At 53.1% G+C, this 15569-nt stretch carries 16 protein-coding genes and 2 tRNA genes; 7 read left to right on the top strand and 11 right to left on the bottom strand.

Annotated features, from left to right (window positions below):
- Positions 1-7 precede the first annotated feature (7 nt).
- From OGV79_RS12845 to ydhT, 4 genes are all read left to right on the top strand, one after another.
- The gene (locus OGV79_RS12845; protein WP_286468559.1) at positions 8-652 is read left to right on the top strand and encodes a YdhW family putative oxidoreductase system protein; all 645 of its coding nucleotides are present in this window, start codon (positions 8-10) and stop codon (positions 650-652) included.
- A gap of 63 nt (positions 653-715) precedes the next feature.
- Positions 716-1384 carry a 4Fe-4S dicluster domain-containing protein gene (locus OGV79_RS12840; protein WP_070518460.1) on the top strand — a complete coding sequence of 223 codons (669 nt, stop codon included), beginning with the start codon at positions 716-718 and terminating at the stop codon, positions 1382-1384.
- The gene (gene phsC / locus OGV79_RS12835; RefSeq protein WP_286468557.1) at positions 1381-2166 is read left to right on the top strand and encodes a thiosulfate reductase cytochrome B subunit; all 786 of its coding nucleotides are present in this window, start codon (positions 1381-1383) and stop codon (positions 2164-2166) included. Before OGV79_RS12840 ends, phsC begins: the two co-directional genes overlap by 4 nt.
- 3 nt (positions 2167-2169) lie before the next feature.
- Positions 2170-2982: a protein YdhT gene (gene ydhT, locus OGV79_RS12830; RefSeq protein ID WP_047457302.1), complete on the top strand. Its 813-nt coding sequence runs from the start codon at positions 2170-2172 to the stop codon at positions 2980-2982.
- Between the two features lie 5 nt (positions 2983-2987).
- Here ydhT and OGV79_RS12825 read toward each other — a convergent pair whose 3' ends face one another.
- Genes OGV79_RS12825 through OGV79_RS12810 form a run of 4 tightly spaced genes read right to left on the bottom strand, consistent with a single transcriptional unit; the run spans position 2988 to position 6087 of the window.
- Positions 2988-3665 carry an amino acid ABC transporter permease gene (locus OGV79_RS12825; protein WP_286468555.1) on the bottom strand — a complete coding sequence of 226 codons (678 nt, stop codon included), beginning with the start codon at positions 3663-3665 and terminating at the stop codon, positions 2988-2990.
- Positions 3655-4434, bottom strand: a complete 780-nt coding sequence (locus tag OGV79_RS12820) for an amino acid ABC transporter permease (protein ID WP_049010155.1) — start codon at positions 4432-4434, stop codon at positions 3655-3657. The genes OGV79_RS12825 and OGV79_RS12820 overlap by 11 nt, the downstream gene beginning before the upstream one ends.
- Positions 4434-5252, bottom strand: a complete 819-nt coding sequence (locus OGV79_RS12815; RefSeq protein WP_112002403.1) for an amino acid ABC transporter ATP-binding protein — start codon at positions 5250-5252, stop codon at positions 4434-4436. The genes OGV79_RS12820 and OGV79_RS12815 overlap by 1 nt, the downstream gene beginning before the upstream one ends.
- 1 nt (position 5253) lies before the next feature.
- On the bottom strand, positions 5254-6087 hold the full coding sequence (locus OGV79_RS12810; RefSeq protein ID WP_047457292.1) for an ABC transporter substrate-binding protein: 834 nt from the start codon (positions 6085-6087) through the stop codon (positions 5254-5256).
- 304 nt (positions 6088-6391) lie between these two features.
- On the opposite strand from OGV79_RS12810, the gene OGV79_RS12805 reads away from it, so the two are divergent.
- Positions 6392-6571: a hypothetical protein gene (locus OGV79_RS12805; protein WP_024130375.1), complete on the top strand. Its 180-nt coding sequence runs from the start codon at positions 6392-6394 to the stop codon at positions 6569-6571.
- A gap of 96 nt (positions 6572-6667) precedes the next feature.
- Here OGV79_RS12805 and OGV79_RS12800 read toward each other — a convergent pair whose 3' ends face one another.
- On the bottom strand, positions 6668-6808 hold the full coding sequence (locus OGV79_RS12800) for a hypothetical protein (RefSeq protein WP_096753850.1): 141 nt from the start codon (positions 6806-6808) through the stop codon (positions 6668-6670).
- Between the two features lie 135 nt (positions 6809-6943).
- A complete protein-coding gene (locus OGV79_RS12795; RefSeq protein ID WP_012132554.1) occupies positions 6944-7846 on the bottom strand; it encodes an endonuclease/exonuclease/phosphatase family protein in 903 nt (300 codons plus the stop codon).
- 243 nt (positions 7847-8089) lie between these two features.
- Between OGV79_RS12795 and OGV79_RS12790 the strand changes: the two genes are divergently transcribed.
- The gene (locus OGV79_RS12790; protein WP_024130374.1) at positions 8090-9028 is read left to right on the top strand and encodes an alpha/beta hydrolase; all 939 of its coding nucleotides are present in this window, start codon (positions 8090-8092) and stop codon (positions 9026-9028) included.
- Positions 9029-9100: 72 nt separating this feature from the next.
- On the opposite strand, the gene OGV79_RS12785 is transcribed toward OGV79_RS12790, so the two are convergent.
- From OGV79_RS12785 to mdtK, 4 genes are all read right to left on the bottom strand, one after another.
- Complete coding sequence (locus tag OGV79_RS12785; RefSeq protein ID WP_200004994.1) at positions 9101-11401, bottom strand: TonB-dependent siderophore receptor; 2301 nt, start codon at positions 11399-11401, stop codon at positions 9101-9103.
- 282 nt (positions 11402-11683) lie between these two features.
- Positions 11684-11760, bottom strand: a tRNA-Val gene (locus OGV79_RS12780).
- Positions 11761-11764: 4 nt separating this feature from the next.
- Positions 11765-11841: transfer RNA gene (locus tag OGV79_RS12775), tRNA-Val, on the bottom strand.
- A 151-nt stretch (positions 11842-11992) separates the two neighbouring features.
- A complete protein-coding gene (gene mdtK / locus OGV79_RS12770; protein WP_047457282.1) occupies positions 11993-13366 on the bottom strand; it encodes a multidrug efflux MATE transporter MdtK in 1374 nt (457 codons plus the stop codon).
- 216 nt (positions 13367-13582) lie between these two features.
- Here mdtK and OGV79_RS12765 point away from each other — a divergent pair, with 216 nt between their 5' ends.
- Positions 13583-14224, top strand: a complete 642-nt coding sequence (locus OGV79_RS12765; protein ID WP_286468544.1) for a riboflavin synthase subunit alpha — start codon at positions 13583-13585, stop codon at positions 14222-14224.
- 39 nt (positions 14225-14263) lie between these two features.
- Here the strand turns inward: OGV79_RS12765 and cfa are convergent, their stop codons facing one another.
- The gene (cfa, locus tag OGV79_RS12760) at positions 14264-15412 is read right to left on the bottom strand and encodes a cyclopropane fatty acyl phospholipid synthase (RefSeq protein WP_115626654.1); all 1149 of its coding nucleotides are present in this window, start codon (positions 15410-15412) and stop codon (positions 14264-14266) included.
- Positions 15413-15569 lie beyond the last annotated feature (157 nt).

Genomic DNA, 15569 nt, shown 5'->3' with positions numbered 1-15569 from the left:
AGGTGAGATGAGTCATTCAGAGGGCGAACACTCCACGCCTGAGGTGGATATTGAAAAGCGGCAGTGGCTGCAAGGCTTACATCAGCATGAAAGGCGAGTGGATGAATCGGCGCCTCCCGCGAGTCCGGCAGAGATCATGGCGGAGTTCATCCGCCAGCATTCTGCTTCAGGCCAGCTGGTGGCTCGCGCGCTTTTCCTGCAACCGCTGTATTCAGTGGAGGAAGAGGCGTTAATGCCGCTGCTGGAGACGCTGCTTCAGAGCGAGACAGGGGCGGATATCGCCTGCGTACAGGGTGCTCAGGATGATTATTACTACTCGACGCAAACCATGACCGCTAACTATGCCGACATGTGTGTGCAGGTGGTGGAGAACGATATTTGCCGGGCTATCGCACAGGCGGTGCGTTTTGATTGCCAGACCTATCCGCGACCCTACAAGGTCGCCATGCTGGAACAACCGCCATACCGCTTTGCGCCGCAGCAAATAGAGACAGCCCTTGCCGCGATCGACACGCACCCGGATTACGCGGATATTCGCCGTGTGGCGTCGTCCAACGACGTGCCGTATCTGTTTAGCGAACGTTTTATGAGCTACGGCAAGGCATATGGCTTATGCGAATGGCTTGAGGTTGAGCAGTTTCAGAATCCCTGATTGTTCAGGGTGATGTCATGGAAAGCGTGGGCGATCGCTGCCACCGGATTAGAGGATAACCAGATGTCCTTCACTCGACGAAAATTTGTGCTTGGTATGGGGACGGTGATTTTTTTCAGCGGGCCCGGCCAAAATTTGTTAGCGAACACGAAGAATAGCAAAGCGGTGCGTTATGCCATGATTCATGACGAATCCCGGTGTAACGGCTGCAATCTCTGCGCCCGGGCGTGTCGCAAGACCAACCATGTTCCGGCTCAGGGCAGTCGTTTATCCATCGCGCATATTCCTGTTTCGGATAATGAAAACGAAACCGTTTATCACTATTTCCGCCAGTCCTGCCAGCACTGTGAAGATGCGCCCTGTATTGATGTTTGCCCGACTGGTGCCTCCTGGCGTGATGAGCGAGGTATTGTGCGGGTAGATGAATCGCGCTGTATCGGCTGTAGCTACTGTATAGGCGCTTGTCCGTATCAGGTGCGTTATCTCAATCCACAAACCAAAGTGGCGGATAAATGCGACTTTTGCGCCGAATCTCGCCTGGCAAAGGGGTTCCCGCCGATTTGCGTGAATGCCTGCCCGGAGCACGCATTGATTTTTGGTCGTGAAGACAGCCCGGAAATTCAGACCTGGCTGAAGGAGAACAAATTCTATCAACACCAACTCGCAGGCGCCGGAAAACCGCATCTGTATCGCCGGTTCGGTCAACATTTGATTAAAAAGGAAAATGTATGAACGCGTCGCAGAATGCTGAACAGTTCCATGCCCAACTGGCGAACTATGTCCCCGTGTTTTCTCCCGAATACTGGCCTGTCTGGTTAGTCATCGCCGGACTGATGCTGGTAGCGATGTGGCTGGTGTTGGGGCTGCATGCCATGCTGCGGTTTCGCGCCGCCAACAAAGCCGCGGCCGGTCACGGTGAAAAGGTTTACCTGTACTCAAAAGCGGTGAGATTGTGGCACTGGTCGAACGCGCTACTGTTTGTGCTCCTGCTCGGCAGCGGGCTGATCAATCATTTCTCGCTGGTTGGCGCGTCGGTGATGAAGAGCCTGCTGACGGTGCATGAGATCTGCGGTTTTCTGCTGCTGGCGTGTTGGCTGGGTTTTGTTTTGATCAACATGCTGGGCGGCAACGGACACCATTATATTATTCGCCGCGAGGGCTGGATTGACCGGGCGATGAAGCAGACCCGCTTCTATCTGTTCGGCATTATGCAGGGGGAGGAACATCCGTTTCCCGCCACCGCGCAGTCTAAATTCAACCCGTTACAGCAGGCCGCTTATCTCGGGGTGATGTACGGCCTGGTGCCGCTGTTGCTGATAACCGGACTACTGTCGCTTTATCCGCAGGCGGCGGGCGATCTGTTCCCCGGCGTGCGTTACTGGCTGTTGCAGGCGCATTTCGCGCTGGCGATCGTTAGTCTCTTTTTTATCTTCGGTCATCTTTACCTTTGCACGACAGGTCGTACGCCCGGTGAGACCTTCCGCTGCATGGTTGATGGCTATCATCGGCACTAACGGATGATCATTACGCGAGAGGATTTACGTACCTGGCGAGTCGGGCCCGTCATCTATCGTTGGTTTGTCCGTCGCTTTCCGAATGGCGGCAGCTACGCCGACGTGCATCGGGCGCTGAGCAGTGAAGGCTATCTCGACTGGGCAAATAGCCTGGTGGAATATGCCTGGTCGCGCTGGCTGGATGAGGAGAGCTTTGCGCGTCAGGATATCAGCGCGATGGACAGCCTGGTGAGTGCGCAGTCGCACCACGGTAATAGCGAACACATTGCCTGCGCGGACGATAACGTTCATCTGGGATGTGCGGGCGATAACGTCAAAATTGCCAGCGTGGGGTACGCTTCGCAGATTGCCAGCGCGGGGTACTGCGCGCGCATTGGCAGTGCAGGCTACAACACGCATATAGGTTGTTCCGGCGATCGCGCGCGGGTGGCGGTGGCAGGGAACTCAACCCGCGTAAGCTGCGCCGGTGACGGGAGTCGTATTGCCAGTGCGGGAATGCGGGTGCGCATCAGCACGCTGGGTGACAGGAGCAATATTGCCAGCAATGGCGATCTGGCGCAGGTTGTCAGCTTTGGCGCCAATGCCAGAATTGCCAACAGCGGAGAGAATGTTCATCTCGTTACCAGCGGTGACAATGCGGTCATCGCCAGCACCGGGCACGTTGACTCCCTGATACTGGGGCCCGGCGGCTGTGCCGCGCTGGCGTATCACGATGGCGAACGTACCCGTTTCGCCGTTGCCATTGAAGGCGAGAACAACATACGCGCCGGGGTAAAATATCGCCTCAACGAACAACATCAGTTTGTTGAGTGTTGAGCCGTTTATCGGATGGCGAATCGTCGACGGGTGAATCTCTCCAGGCCAAAACAGAGCAGGTAATAGACCAGTCCGGTAAAGATAAAAATGGCCGCCGGGTAAATCTGTACCCGGTTATTCACCTGACCGGCGACGGTAGTCAGTTCAGGAACATTAACGATAAACGCCAGCGACGTGTCTTTCAGCAGGCCGATAAAAATGCCGGTCAATGACGGCATTACATTGCGTAGCACCTGGGGAAGCAGAATGAGCCATAATGCCTGAAACGGGCGAAATCCCTGTACCACCGAGGCGTCGTACTGCCCGGCAGGAAGCGCGTTTATGCCGGCATAAACGGAGTGCATCACCGATGCCGCAGTAAACCAGGCCAGCGCCAGCGTGACGGTAACGGCGCCGGGAAGATCGCTTCCGGTAAGCATAGGCAGCAAATACCACATCCAGAAGATCACGAAGATCAGCGGAATGCCGCGAATAAATTCCGACCAGAGAAACAGCCCATTACGGATAACGCCCGGAAATCGCCAGGCAAGACAGGCGAGAACCACCCCGCCGGGAAGCGCCAGCACGCCAGCACCCAGCGCCATCAACAATGTGAGAAGCACGCCGCCGGGTTGACCATCAGCAGCGCGTCCCCACAGCAGGTAATCCAGATTGTCGGTAATGACCGAAATATTAGCGATCATGGTGTGGACTCCTGAGGCTGAAAATACGCGTTTTGGGCTTCACTCTTTTGGTCGGGGCGGGGTTTAGCCGCGCCAGTAGCAGACCCAATACAATGCCGGTCAGCAAATAGAGCGCGGTGCCGACGGCAAAGGCTTCCAGAGCATGGGCGTTATAGCTTTCAATTTGTCGCACCTGATAGGTCAGTTCGGCAAAGCCGATACCGCTGGCAAGCGATGAAAGTTTCATCAGGTTAAGGTATTGCCCCACGATGGGTTGCCAGGCGTTTGCCAGCCCTTGGGGGAGCAGAATATGGCGGAGGGTCGTCCATGCGGAAAAACCTTGCGATACCGCGGCCTCTCGCTGCCCGGCGGATACCGCCTGCAACCCCGATGCGATCTCCTCAACCAGGAAGGCCGATGTGAATACCCCCAGACCCCATGCGGAGCAGAGGAATTCTGGCGTCAGCCACCAGACATCGCCAGGCAGGATCGACCAAAAATGGTCGGTATTAACGAAATCAATCACGTCACGGGGCAGAAAATTCCATGCTGCGAAGTACCAGAACATCAACTGCACAAGCAGAGGCGTATTGCGAAACAGCGAGACCCAGGCGGCGACCAGACGGCGACCGAATGCGTTGCCGGAGAGACGTAGCGCGAGCAGGATAATCGCCAGCAGTGTCGACAGCAAAACGCCTGCCAGCGTGACCCAGAGCGTGGTCAAAAAACCCGAGATGACCCATTGCAGAGGTTGCCCGCTCAGCACCCCCTGCCAGTCCAGAGTAAGCATTATAACGATGACTCCTGGTGTAACGGATCGAGCACTTTCTTCAGGAAGCGCTGGGTTCTGGGGTGCTGCGGACGGGTAAAAAATACTTCCGGCGAGGCGACTTCCAGAATATCGCCGCCATCGATAAACACGACACGGTCGGCAATTTCGCGCGCGAAGTGCATCTCGTGCGTAACGACGATCATGGTGATCCCGCTGTGGGCAAGGTTCTTCATGACCTGTAAGACTTCGCCGATCATTTCCGGGTCCAGCGCGGATGTTGGCTCATCAAAAAGGATAATTTGCGGGGAGGAGGCCAGCGCGCGGGCAATGGCGACGCGCTGCTGCTGTCCACCAGAGAGCTGGGCGGCAAATGCGTCGGCTTTTTCAGCCAGACCCACCTGGTCCAGCAACTCGCGGGCTCGCTGCCGGGCGGCCTCTTTATTCCAGCCATGCACATACTCCAGCGCCAGCGTAATGTTCTGCTGCGCCGTCAGATGGGCGTAAAGGTTGAATTGCTGGAATACGAATCCAATGCGGCTGCGTAACTGGCGCAGCGCTGCGCCCTTGAGCTGACCAATGGGCTTATCATCGATAAAAATATCGCCGCCGCTTAATGACTCAAGCTGGTTGATGAGTCGAATAAGCGTGGATTTTCCCGAACCGGATGGCCCAAGGATGGTAACGACTTCTCCGGGTTCCACCGTCAGATTGACACCGTTTAATACCCGGTGCCCGTCGTACTGTTTGATCACATCGCGCAGTTCAACGCGCGCCTGACGCAAATGCGTAAAATCCGCAGCCGAAGCTGCGGAGCGGGTAAACAAACCTGAGAGCATATTACTTCGCTTCTATTTTAAAGGCGCGCGGCTGTGGATTTTTGGTTTCGGGGCCGAACCAGACGTCATAGATTTTAGCCGCCTGTCCGGTGGACTCGAGCTTCAGCAGTTCATCGTTCACCGCCTTTAACAGCGCGGGTTCGCCTTTTTTCACCCCGACGCCGATTTCCTCTTTGCTCAGCAGGTCGGGTAGGATTTTAAAGTTGGCTTTGTCTGGCGCCCCGCTTAACAGGCCCGCCAGAATGGTGCTGTCCTGGGTGATCGCCTGAACGTTGCCATTACGCAGCGCGGTCAGCGCCAGCGGGATATCATCATAGGCCAGCACGCGGGATTGCGGGAAACGCTGGTGCAGCGCCTGTTCCCCCGTTGTTCCTTTCACCGCGCCAATTCGCGCGCGGCTGTACTCATCCAGCTTGTCGGGGGAGGTCGCCGGAACCAGGAATTGTTGCCCGGTGACAAAATAGGGAACGGAAAAGTCGATAACCTGGGCGCGCTCCGGGGTGATGGTAATATCCGCGACGATCAGATCGGCCTTACCCGATTGCAGTAACGGGATACGGTTGGCTGGGTTGGTGGCGACCAGTTCTAGTTTGACTCCCAACGATTTGGCCAGCGCTTCAGCAAAATCAACGTCGTAACCAACGATTTTATGCGTTTGCGGATCGACGGAGCCAAACGGCGGGTTCGCATCGAACGTGGCCACTTTCACTACGCCGGCGGCTTTAATATCCGCCAGTTGATCGGCCTGGGCGGGTAACGCGGCAATACCGGATGCGAATAGCGCACTTAATGCCAGTAATGTTTTTTTAGTGCTGTGAATTGTCGTTGCCATCATCTTCTTTGATATCCCTGTAGAGACGCTAAATAATTCATGTCGCGGTCAAAAAGGCCGCTACATTCGCGACATGATTGGGTTTGTCTTTTTACGCTCCCACAACTCGCCGTCGTCACCAAATAAGAAAAGATTCTTATCTATATACAAAAAGATATTAGTAAAACAGATGTTAATGGTCGGTGAATTAAGATGGGATGGTCTAATGCAATAAATGCACAAGGATGGCAGGATTTCGTATTTCATTTTTTCACGCGAATGCGCTGCAATAAAACGCATCCAGCATACAGACAGAGGGGCGGAGAAGATGAATGGGTTTAAACGTCTTTGGCATACTGTGGTGAAGGCACGTCCACAGACCCGACAGTACGATGCGGAGCCTCATCTTCAGCGTATTGTTGAGTCTGTTCTTCCTGTCGCCAGCCTGTATGGCGTGGATATCGCCAACATTGATCCGGAGTGGTTCCGTGATAAAACAGAACGCTGAACATCGACAAACGCGCGAGGCATACTGGAACGAAATCTGCGCGCTTTCTGCGGCTTAATCCTGAATAAAAAAACCGGCATCACGCCGGTTCTGTCGTTATATTTTGCAGGCATCGCCGCAGTCATCATCCGCAATAACCGCCTGGGCTTTTTTATCTGCGTCTTCCACACGTTCAGCGTTACGCTCTTGCGCTTCCTCCAGTCCGTCAAAGACCAGATTGTCGAGATCAATATCCATCAATCACCTGTTTAGTTCAGTGTTTGCCAGCTTTCCAGTATAGGGCAAAATCTGTGATTGATGCACCTTGCGCTATTGGCGATCGGTGCGGTTGCCAGCAGGGAAAGCGGAAATCCCGCCATCCCTGCCAATAGGTTACTGCTCGGTGAGTTCCATATCCGCGATAAAGGGGAGATGATCGCTTGCCGACGACCAGGTGAAAGCAGGGGAGTTATGCGGAATGTCTATTTTCTTCACATCCCATTTTTGCCCCTTGAAAGTGAAGATGTGGTCAATATCAATCGCCGGGTTAACCGCAGGCCATGTACGATAATCCGTCCCCTGTTTCTCAACCGGATTAAAGAAATAGCCAATTTCTTTTAACGGCTGTTCGTCACGGGTAGAGTTGAAATCGCCAGCCAGAATTTTTATTGAAGAGGCGATATCTTTAAAATCGGATGACGCATCGCCAATACTGACATCCAGCAGATGGCGGACTTGCTCAATTCGCATGGTGGGATCTTTTTGCCAGTCAAGGTGGGTAACCATGACCAGTACCGGCGTATCGAAACCTGGAACCGCAATTTGCGCCAGTAATGCTACCCGTTGTTCTGCATCGCCTGAGGGTAAATTGATAACCTGAGTATGCTGAATTTTGTATTTCGATAAAATGCCGAGTCCGTATTCACCACCGTCAAAATCCAGCGCCTTACCAAAGGCATAGTGATAGTTATTTGCATCAGCGATCGTTTTCAATTGATCAATCTTTTGGCTTCTTGCGGTTTTATTATCAACCTCTGGAACCGCAATGATATCGGCTGCAATTTTTTTGATAGCGGCATTAAGCGACGTGAAATCAGCTACATTTTCGGACGCTTCATTTTTGCCGATGTTATAGGTCGCAATTCTTAAATGAGGCTTGTTGTTTTCATAAATCTTATCCGGGACACCGCCTTTCTGAACGGCGAGAATTTCATTACCGGCAAGTTTTTCACTGGCTATAGCGTGTGTGGAAAGGCAGCTTAGCGCGAGGAATGTCAGTGTAAAGATGTTTTTCATAACGAATAGAGGCCTTGTTTATTTGCTGTTGTCGCCACTATAACGCGCATAAAAATAGGTTACTGTGAGACTTTGCACAAACTTATATTGTTTTGCGAAATAAGTGATTAAAGTACATTCACCAGAATTTTAAATGTGAATGAAGGCCGTAACGGTTTACTTGACCCGCAGAGCCTTTCGGGTAACTGTATGTAATGTTGCAAAAATCTGAATTTCACCTGTAAAAAAAGGAATAACGAAGAGATGTATGGCCGTGAGTATCGAAACGGGCGTCGTCGCATGGCACCGTTTTTAGCAATCTCTTGCATTACTCTGCTGTATGGCGCGAAAGGGTATGCCAGGCCGGATATGGAGCCGCTGGGACCGAATATCGCCGATCGGGGTTCCGCGTTTTACCATTTCAGGGTTGAAAATTTCGACTCCGCCGACGGAAAAAGGCACTACAAGGTCTGGACCGGCGTTCCTGATAAAACGCCGCCAGCGTCGGGTTATCCGGTTCTGTATATGCTGGATGGCAACGCGGTGATGGATCGCCTGACGGAGGACTTGCTGAAACAACTGGCGGAAAAAACGCCCCCCGTTATTGTCGCCATCGGCTACCAGACCCACTTACCCTTTGATCTGAACGGCAGAGCCTATGATTATACGCCCGCGCTGGAAGTGAAAAGCGGGGCGGAGGGGCGCTATCGTCGACCGGGTGGCGGCAGTGGGGACTTCCGTCGACTGCTGGAGACGCGTATCGCGCCGCAAACGGAACAAGGGATCAACATCGATCCTGAACGACGCGGCGTATGGGGACACTCCTACGGCGGCTTATTCGTCCTTGATTCGTGGCTGTCGTCGTCATTTTTTCAGTTTTACTACAGCGCCAGCCCATCGCTGGGAAGAGACAATTCCTCGTTGTTAACCCGGTTAACCACAATGGATGCCGCGAAAAATTGCCATAAGCGTTTATTTTTCATGGAAGGTTCCGCTTCACCGGGGAAAAATGCGCAGACTCCGGTTTCCGATATCCTGAATAAAACCCGCGACGCCGTTTCCGCCCTGCAAAAAGACGGGCTTGCGGTTGCCTGGTGGAATTACCCGGGATTGACGCACGGGCCGATGTTCACCGCCTCTTTTCAGAGCGCGTTACTGAATATGAGCGCGGAGGAGACTCCCGGGGCAGCGCGCTGCGATTAACCGGGCAGTGAGTGAAGAGGGCGGCGGGAAGCCGCCCTTAGCCATTACGCTATGATGCGAGTCTGGTGGTCGTCAGAAGTGTAGCCCCACCTGCATGTAGTAGGTGCGGCCAGGTTCGTTATAGGTGTTCGCACCGGCTCCCCACAGATACGCGCCCGTGGTGGCGTTACCGGTAGTCTGGGCATTTCCTTCACGGAAGTGGCGCTTGTCGAACAGGTTATCGATCCCTGCGGTTACATCCACATATTTCGTCACCGCGTAAGTCGCACTCATGCCCACCAGCGCATAAGGCGATACCTGTCGGGTTTCGCTGCCCGAAGTGGGGTTCCCTTGATAAGTGTATTTTTTCGGTTTCTGGCGGCCATACCACGTCAGCGTACCCTGCACCGACAGATCGTTAGCGGCCTGCCACTCCAGCGTTGAGTTGATGGTGTATTTGGGAATAACCGACAGGTAATCTCCACTCTTCTTATTCTTGTTCTCGATGATATAGGTGAAGTTATTTTTCATCTTCAGCGTATCGGCGAGCGGGAAATTGAACGTCCCTTCCAGCCCCTGAACGACGGCTTTTGGCACGTTTTCCCATTGATAAATATTTGCGGAGGTGGCTTTGCCCGCAACCGAGTCACCGGCTGCAATCTTGTCATGGTAGTCGTTGCGATACCAGGTCAGCCCGGCCTGCACTTCATCATGATTATATTCAATCCCTACCTCTTTATTGACGCTGGTTTCTGCTTTCAGGTCGCGGTTGCCTTGCAGATAGCAGGCGCCGCCGCCGTAGCATCCCTGGCCTTTACTGAACAACAGGTAATTGGGGTTGGTCTGATACAGATTTGGTGCTTTCCATGCGCGGGCAATACCCAGTTTCAACGTGAAGTCACCGCCCAGCTCCTGGGAGAGGTTCAGTGACGGACTCCAGTTACTGCCGCTAATACTCTGGTGGTTGAAGCGAACGGCAGGGGTCAGACGGGTGCTGTCCGTCAGTTCAAGGTTATCTTCCGCAAAGATGCCGTAAATATCCGCTGAGCTGTATTTGCTGCGCCCGGTATCGGCAACCCCCGGAACCGAGCCTCCGCCGGTGGTGGATTCGGTATTCGACGATGGATCTTTCATCGCCTGGTGGTTAAATTCCGCGCCAAAGGTCAGCGTCTGGCTAACCCACAGGTCAAGCGGGATATTCACTTCCGAGTGCAGGTTGGTGTCATACAACGAAATGGTCGAGAACCCTTCATTTGACGGGCTGAAAATCCCCGAAATGCCGCCAGAGAGGCCTTCATTGAGGCGGGTATTACGCGTTTTTTCAAACTGCACATAGTTATTGGTGGTGACGCCGCTGTCCCAGGCGCCGGTATATTTCAGGCTGAGCGTCTGGCGGTAGAGAACGTTTGTTTCTTTGCCATAATATTTTTTTACCAGCGCGTTGCTGTTGGTGTTTTGCGTATCACCGGCATACAGGTTGCCGTGGCGACTGTAGCCGGCCCCCAGTTCCAGCGCCTGCATCGGCATAAATTCCCAGCGCAGAGCTGAATTGATGTCTTTATTGATAAAACCTTCACGGCCAGCGGGGTAACTACCGGCATAAGAACCGATACGCGGGGTCGTGTGGTTTTCGTTGATATCCTGGGCATCAGCCTGCGTTTTATTCCAGTTACCGTAGACCCGCAGGGTCAGATTATCCGCCAGCGCGCCGCTTAAACTGCCGTTATAGCGTTTGGTGCTGCCTTCGGATTTGTGCTGTGGAAAGTTGTAATAGGTATTTAAACTGCCGTGCCATTCGTCCGTCGCCGGTTTGGTGATGATATTGACGACCCCGCCCATTGCGCCACTGCCGTACATCGCGGCGGCCGGGCCACGGATGACCTCAATGCGCTCGATCATTTCTGGCGGCACCCAGTTGGTGTCGCCACGGGTATCGCGCTCATCGCTCCAGCCATAGCGCACCGAGTTGCGGCTGGAGACAGGCATACCGTCAATCAGAATCAGAGTGTTCTCCGGCCCCATGCCGCGGATATCAATCTGGCGGTTATTCCCGCGTTGTCCGCTGTTAGAGTTCCCGGTGAGATTGACGCCCGGCATGGTGCGAATGATCTCAGCGACGTCGCGCTGTATTGGCCGTTTTTTAATGGCCTCGCTGTCAATGATAGAGACGCCGGGGGCCTGGAGCGTCTGTTCTTTGGCCGTCACGACCATGGTTTCGCCGCTGTTTATTTCTTTGTCGCGGGCAGCCTGTTTCTCCGGTGGGTTACTGGCGTTTGTTTGTTCTGCTTTCTGGTTTGCCGCTGTTTTGATGTCGTCAGCCTGTACCGCAGGAATCGCCAGACTCCCTGCAATAAGCGAACTCAAAAGCGATAATTTATATGCCTTTTTTATCATGATATTAATCACTTGCCATTGTTAAAAGAGAAATTGCGTGAAATAACTTATTAGCAATATTTCTCATTTGCAACATAATAATGATTATCATTTACATTTTTAGTCGTGCGAGCGCGCTGCCGTTAGCGGCAATTTCAGGTTATTAAATAGAATAAAATCAGTAAGATAATTAATATCAGGGCAGCAGGCGTGAAGGGACAGTTGCGGTTGTTGGTCTGTACAACGGTCAAACCATGAATTCAGGAAAGATTTGTGGGAACAGTGTGCTGTGTGGATAAAGAATGGTGCGTCTGAATGGACTCGAACCATCGACCCCCACCATGTCAAGGTGGTGCTCTAACCAACTGAGCTACAGACGCAGGATGGTGCGTTCAATTGGACTCGAACCAACGACCCCCACCATGTCAAGGTGGTGCTCTAACCAACTGAGCTATGAACGCAATGTTGCAGGTGACAACGGGGACGAATATTAGCGGCAGAGCCGGAATGAGGCAAGAGGGAAAACGTAATTTTCTTCCTGATTTCACTCGATTGCAGAGGAAACGCGCAAAATGTCGAGAGAATAGCCGCCGTCCGGCGGCTATTGCTGATTTATCGCGCAGCGCGCTGCAAAATAATCGCTGATGACTGGCGTTGCAGGTATCGCATACGCAGCATCATCATAATGGCCGCAGACGTCAGGCCGATAATAAAGCCCATCCAGAACCCGGCCGGTCCCATGCGATCCACTACCAGATCGGTCAGCGCGAGGATATAACCGCTCGGTAATCCCAGCACCCAGTAAGCTGTAAAGGTAATAAAGAAAATCGACCGCGTATCTTTATAACCACGCAAAATACCGCTGCCGATAACCTGGATCGAATCGGAAATTTGATACACCGCCGCCAGCAGCATCAGTTGCGCGGCGAGCGTGACCACTTCAGGATTGTCGTTATAGAGCAGGGCGATAGGCTCACGCAGCGTCACGGTAAAAATTGCGGTGATAACGGCCATGCAAACTCCGACGCCCAGCCCGGTTCTGGCGGCTGTCTGGGCATCCAGCGTTGAGCCCTGGCCAAGTCGATAGCCCACGCGGATGGTAACCGCAGCCGCCAGCGACATCGGCAATACGAACATCAGCGAACTGAAGTTCAGGGCAATCTGGTGGCCTGCGACATCCACAATACCCAGCGGTGAAACCAACAGCGCCACCACGGCAAACAGGGTGACTTCAAAAAACAGCGCCAGGGCGATCGGCAAACCTAGCTGTACCAGACGTTTCACGACCGCCGTATCCGGCTTGCTGAATCCGCGCTCGTTGCGGATATCGCGCATTGAACGCGCACGTTTCACATACGAGGCCATCGCGATAAACATCACCCAATAGACCGCCGCCGTGGCAACGCCGCAGCCCACGCCGCCGAGTTCCGGCATACCGAAGTGACCGTAGATGAATATATAGTTCACCGGAATGTTGACCAGCAGGCCAAGGAAGCCCATGACCATGCCGGGTTTGGTTTTTGCCAGACCTTCGCACTGGTTACGCGCAACCTGAAAGAACAGGTATCCCGGCGCGCCCCACAGGAGCGCGCGAAGATAGCCCACGGCTTTATCCGCCAGCGCAGGATCAATGTTATGCATAGAACGGATAATGTATCCGGCATTCCATAGCACAAACATAATGAGAACGGACACACAGCCCGCCAGCCAGAAGCCTTGTCGCACCTGGTGAGCGATGCGTTCGCGGCGGCCAGAGCCGTTGAGCTGCGCGATAACCGGGGTCAGAGCCAGTAACAACCCATGACCAAACAGAATGGCGGGCAGCCAGATGGATGTGCCGATAGCGACGGCAGCCATATCCGTGGCGCTGTACCCGCCAGCCATCACGGTATCGACGAATCCCATCGCGGTTTGGGCGATTTGCGCAAGAATCACCGGTATTGCCAGAGCCAATAACTGACGCGCTTCACTGATATACTTTTGCACGTATACACCATTATTTGTTGTTATTTGAGAGACTAAAAAAGCCGCCTTAAATGGCAGCAAGAAGAAAATGCAGGGGAAATTTCAGTCTATTGTAGCGAGGAATACGTAATTCTCCAGTGAAAAAACAGGTGCTTTTAGCGCTTTGCTGGCAACCTGATTTTCCACCTGCTATTGTGCTGGGCAGAGATGTATTAACTGATTTCAGGAGTTGCAGGTATGTTTACAGGTATTGTGCAGGGCACCGCGAAACTGGTGTCGATTGATGAAAAACCGAATTTCCGCACGCATGTCGTGGAATTACCTGAACACATGCTGGACGCGCTGGAGACTGGCGCATCGGTGGCGCACAACGGCTGTTGCCTGACCGTCACTGAAATAAACGGTAATCAGATCAGCTTTGACCTGATGAAAGAGACGTTACGCATTACCAATCTTGGCGATCTGAGCGTCGGCGATCTCGTCAACGTGGAGCGTGCGGCGAAATTCAGCGATGAGATTGGCGGGCATTTAATGTCGGGTCACATTATGACCACGGCTGAAATTTCGAAAATTCTGACCTCTGAGAATAATCGTCAGGTCTGGTTTAAAGTTCAGGACCCGCAGCTGATGAAATATATCCTGTATAAGGGATTCATCGGCATCGATGGCATCAGTCTGACGGTAGGGGAAGTGACGCTAACGCGCTTTTGCGTTCATCTGATCCCGGAAACGCTGGAACGCACCACGCTGGGTAAGAAAAAACTGGGTGCTCGCGTCAATATCGAAATTGATCCGCAAACCCAGGCGGTTGTTGACACCGTCGAGCGCGTGCTGGCGGCACGGGAAAGCGCGGCGAATCTGCATGCAGGCGATGCGTAACCCGACGTAAAAACCCCCGCAGCGCGGGGGTTATCAGGATTAGCGGGGAATACGCAGGCCGTGTTCGACGCCGCGAGAAAAAACCACCTGCCATAGCTGTATATCACGGGCGCGAAACGCCCCGGCGCATGCATTCAGATAATAACTGAACATGCGTTTAAACCGTTCGGTGTAATTATCTGCAATTTCCGGCCAGCCGTTGATAAAGCGAGAATACCAGGCCATCAGGGTGGTGTCGTAATCTGCGCCAAAGTTGTGCCAGTCTTCCATCACGAAATGCGATTCGCTGGCATTCGCAATCTGGCGAACAGACGGCAGGCACCCGTTCGGGAAAATATACTTATTGATCCACGGGTCGACGTTATTATCCGTCTTTTTGGAACCGATAGTGTGGAGCAGGAAAATACCGTCCGGTTTCAAATTACGGTCGACCACTTCAAAATAGGTTTTATAGTTCTTCGGCCCGACGTGTTCAAACATACCAACGGACACAATGCGATCAAACTGATCGTTAAGGTCGCGGTAATCCTGTAGCCGAATAGAAACGTCCAGACCAGCGCAACGTTCCTGGGCCATCTTTTGCTGCTCGGCGGAAATCGTGACGCCAACGACGCTGACGTCATAATTGGACGCCATAAACTGGGACAAGCCGCCCCAGCCGCATCCGATATCCAGCACGCGCATACCCGGCTGCAACTGTAATTTTTCACAAATGAGCTTCAGCTTCGCTTGCTGGGCGAATTCCAGTGTGTCGGCATCTTTCCAGTAAGCGCAGGAATATTGCATATACGGGTCGAGCATGCGGGAGAAAAGATCGTTGCCGAGATCGTAATGTTCTTTCCCGACTATCCAGGCGCGTTTTTTACTTTGTAAGTTGAACAGGCGTGCGCCCGCGATACGCAGCGTATCTTTGAAATGGTGGGGGAGTTGGTTTTCGAGCCCGGCTCGTAAGACTTTACTAAAAAACATGTCCAGTCGGTCGCATTCCCACCAGCCATCCATATAACTTTCACCTAACCCCAGCGATCCTTCCTGTAATACACGTTTGAAAAAATCGGGGTTTTTAACACGAATATCCGCCGGGGCAGTGCCATTGATGGCGATACCCGCACGGCCCAGCAATTCGTTGGTGATACGATACCAGTCATCATCTGGTACGCTGACTTCTTCTATACACGATGAACTCATAGCTTCTCCATCACTTGGTCGGTGATCAGAACCTTAAAACAGCGTAGACGCTTTTTGGGCTTTGTGAGAAATCTCACGGAATAATTCCGCGAGTCTATTATCCGACGTAGAACAGAGGAAGGGAGGAACCCTTACCGAAAAGGCCATCCGTGGTGAA

This window comes from Citrobacter sp. CK185, from assembly GCF_030333565.1.
GTDB classification, from domain to species: Bacteria; Pseudomonadota; Gammaproteobacteria; order Enterobacterales; family Enterobacteriaceae; genus Citrobacter_B; species Citrobacter_B koseri.
The sequence above is the reverse complement of the archived record's forward strand: the minus strand, read 5'-3'. Positions and strand labels throughout refer to the sequence as shown.

Coding starts and splice junctions, on each gene's coding strand:
- OGV79_RS12815 (WP_112002403.1), bottom strand. CDS start 5,252: ATGCTCTCAGGTTTGTTTACCCGCTCCGCAGCTTCGGCTGCGGATTTT.
- OGV79_RS12820 (WP_049010155.1), bottom strand. CDS start 4,434: ATGCTTACTCTGGACTGGCAGGGGGTGCTGAGCGGGCAACCTCTGCAA.
- OGV79_RS12765 (WP_286468544.1), top strand. CDS start 13,583: ATGTTTACAGGTATTGTGCAGGGCACCGCGAAACTGGTGTCGATTGAT.
- OGV79_RS12795 (WP_012132554.1), bottom strand. CDS start 7,846: ATGAAAAACATCTTTACACTGACATTCCTCGCGCTAAGCTGCCTTTCC.
- ydhT (WP_047457302.1), top strand. CDS start 2,170: ATGATCATTACGCGAGAGGATTTACGTACCTGGCGAGTCGGGCCCGTC.
- cfa (WP_115626654.1), bottom strand. CDS start 15,412: ATGAGTTCATCGTGTATAGAAGAAGTCAGCGTACCAGATGATGACTGG.
- OGV79_RS12810 (WP_047457292.1), bottom strand. CDS start 6,087: ATGATGGCAACGACAATTCACAGCACTAAAAAAACATTACTGGCATTA.
- OGV79_RS12825 (WP_286468555.1), bottom strand. CDS start 3,665: ATGATCGCTAATATTTCGGTCATTACCGACAATCTGGATTACCTGCTG.
- OGV79_RS12845 (WP_286468559.1), top strand. CDS start 8: ATGAGTCATTCAGAGGGCGAACACTCCACGCCTGAGGTGGATATTGAA.
- OGV79_RS12800 (WP_096753850.1), bottom strand. CDS start 6,808: ATGGATATTGATCTCGACAATCTGGTCTTTGACGGACTGGAGGAAGCG.
- OGV79_RS12805 (WP_024130375.1), top strand. CDS start 6,392: ATGAATGGGTTTAAACGTCTTTGGCATACTGTGGTGAAGGCACGTCCA.
- OGV79_RS12785 (WP_200004994.1), bottom strand. CDS start 11,401: ATGATAAAAAAGGCATATAAATTATCGCTTTTGAGTTCGCTTATTGCA.
- OGV79_RS12790 (WP_024130374.1), top strand. CDS start 8,090: ATGTATGGCCGTGAGTATCGAAACGGGCGTCGTCGCATGGCACCGTTT.
- OGV79_RS12840 (WP_070518460.1), top strand. CDS start 716: ATGTCCTTCACTCGACGAAAATTTGTGCTTGGTATGGGGACGGTGATT.
- phsC (WP_286468557.1), top strand. CDS start 1,381: ATGAACGCGTCGCAGAATGCTGAACAGTTCCATGCCCAACTGGCGAAC.